Genomic DNA, 2,605 nt, shown 5'->3' with positions numbered 1-2,605 from the left:
GTTAAGGGTTCCGAGGCTCAACGTCAATAAAGCAATTGGAATAAAGCAATTTAATTTGGTAATTTGATTAATAAAGGAGGGGAATCTTTGAGTAAATTTTTAAAATATTTAATTTCAGCTATTCTTTTTGCAATTGGAACTTTTATTTTAATTTTTATTTTTGATTATCTAAAATTATCTCCTAATGATAGTGGATTTCTTAGCAATTTGAGTAATTTGGAATTGTTTTCTTTCTTTAGTACACCTGAGTTCAATGGTCTTTTTGTTTTATGTTTATTTATTTCTGTTTTAATTATTATTTTTGGTTTGTTAAGTGGTTCAAAAAGAGAGTGAGAATTAGGGTTCACTCTCTTTTTTGCGATTTTTAGAAATGAGTTGAAAACGAGTTTCTTTTTGTCTTGTTATTGAGAATATTTTTAAAATGAACAAAGTAATATTTTAATTTTGTAATTAATGTTTTGTTTGTTAATTATTTTTTTCAATCTTTGAAGGAGTGTTTTATTTTTTATGACTATTAAACAAATTGTGAATGATTTATTAAATAAAAATGGTCTTTAGAAGATTTGTTTTGGTTAATTTTTATGTGTGTAATATTTAGTACTTTTACTACACCATTTTTTGGTATTCCGATTGGAGTTATTGCTTACTTTTTATTTTTCTATAAAGATGATGATTTTGATGAGATGGGAGAAAAATATGATTATCAAGATAAAAATAAAAAATAGAACATGCATTTATACCGAGAAAAATTATTGATCATTTAAAGCTCCAACAATTAATGGGTTTAAACCATCTGCGATATTGTTCATACCGATAAATAACAGTCCTAAAGTTAAAATACCTGTACCAATAATTTCTGTGATGAAATTAGCAAAATAGTTGGGGATAGATGGTGCTGTAGAAAACACACCAAGTTTGACTTCTGGTTCTTTAGTTGCTTTCCAATGTGGTAAATAGGCAAGCCAAACAAGTATCGCACCGACTATACTTCCCAACATTTGAGCAATTATATAACCTGGCACCATAGACCAACTTAATGAATGATTCATAGCAAATGCTAGGGTAACTACTGGATTTAAGTGAGCGTCTGAAATATTGCCAACAGCATATGCACCTAAAGAGACACCTAGTCCCCATCCTACAGCAATTACAATCCAGTCAGCGCCATGCCCTAAATTACGTTTCAAATTAACATTTGCACAGACGCCTCCTCCTAATAATACGAGTATTGCTGTTCCTAAAAATTCAGCTACATAAACATTCATAATAACACTATCCCTTTCTACAAAAAAAGACACTTGTTTCCTTGAGTGAAGGTACAAGTGTCTCTAGTTCTCCCTAATAATTATCAACTTAAAAAGCATTATAAATCTTTTATGTAAACGTTGTTAAAAGTAGTTAGAATCAAAAAATACTAGCTTCTTTTTTATTGACCTAGTTTAAATATTTTTTAAAATAATAATTGAGGCTGAAACACATATGTGTTTCAGCCTCGAAAGAATTAATTGTGAAAACTTCTGATAATTCAAATTTAGCATATAAGATTATTGTGAATCAATCGTTTTTAATATTTTTCCTTCTGTTTATCATTTCACTTTCAAAGTCTTCAGATTGTGAGTTTATATATTCTTTGAGTCTGTGCTTGTTAGGTGATAATGTTAAACCTAAAAACTTACGTTCTTGGTTGGCATCTTTATAGAAACTAACCATCATACAAAGCACGATGATAGAGAATGGTAAGGCAGTCATGATTGCCATATTTTGTAGCGCATTTAATCCATTATCTCCACCTGAGAATAGTAAAATAAATGCAATCAATGCTTGTGCAATTCCCCAGATGACTTTAACTATTACGGATGGGTTTAATGAACCAAATGTTGTTTGCATTCCTAATACGAATGTCGCTGAATCGGCTGACGTAATAAAGAATGTTGCTATTAATAGCAACGTTACAATGGATAACACAAAGCCTAATGGCACCTCATTAAACACACCAAATAATGCAGTTTCTGGAGGCATATCAAATATTTTAGGTGTTTTTTTCGCAGTTTCGATACCTAGAACACCAAATGCTGCAAACCAAACTAAACTTACAAGTACTGGTGCTAACAGAACTCCAGATACGAATTCTCTAATTGAGCGTCCTTTAGATACACGTGCAATGAATATACCCACAAACGGACTCCAACTAATCCACCAAGCTAATTGGAAGAACGTCCATGATTTCATCCATTCATTTTTTTGTGGATCTAATGGTGCTGTATCAAACATGTTAAATAAGAGCGTGTTTAAATACTCACCTGTTGAACTTGTTAACATATTTAAAATAAGAACAGTTGGTCCTACAATAAAAACAAACAATAAGATTATGCCGGCTAAACCAATATTAGCGTTACTCAAATATTGGATACCACGGCTTAAACCTGACCATGCACTTGTTAAAAATAATATGGTAACAATAAGTATAATTATACCTTGAGTCATGATAGTATTTGGAACATCAAATAGGTAGTTTAGACCACCTGCGATTTGCATAGCGCCTAAACCTAATGATACTGCTACCCCGCCAATTGTGGCAAAGACAGAAACAACATCAATGATTGTC

Annotated in this window: 2 protein-coding genes and 2 pseudogenes; 2 read left to right on the top strand and 2 right to left on the bottom strand. The window is 31.4% G+C overall.

Translation table 11 applies throughout. The features are described 5' to 3' along the window. Positions 1–87 precede the first annotated feature (87 nt). Positions 88–333 (top strand): hypothetical protein, encoded by a 246-nt coding sequence (locus CD032_RS09685; protein WP_103211455.1) that lies wholly within the window; start codon positions 88–90, stop codon positions 331–333. A 174-nt stretch (positions 334–507) separates the two neighbouring features. Further along, positions 508–725, top strand: a pseudogene (locus tag CD032_RS09680) (VraH family peptide resistance protein). Positions 726–761: 36 nt separating this feature from the next. Here CD032_RS09680 and CD032_RS09675 read toward each other — a convergent pair. Together CD032_RS09675 and CD032_RS09670 are read right to left on the bottom strand one after the other, a co-directional pair. Then, a pseudogene (locus CD032_RS09675) lies at positions 762–1,265 on the bottom strand (MIP/aquaporin family protein); the annotation flags it as partial. Positions 1,266–1,554: 289 nt separating this feature from the next. Continuing rightward, positions 1,555–2,605: BCCT family transporter (locus CD032_RS09670; protein ID WP_258026252.1), on the bottom strand; the 1,051-nt coding region annotated here is incomplete at its 5' end.

This window comes from Staphylococcus cohnii subsp. cohnii, from assembly GCF_002902365.1.
Lineage (GTDB): Bacteria > Bacillota > Bacilli > Staphylococcales > Staphylococcaceae > Staphylococcus > Staphylococcus cohnii.
The sequence above is the reverse complement of the archived record's forward strand: the minus strand, read 5'-3'. Positions and strand labels throughout refer to the sequence as shown.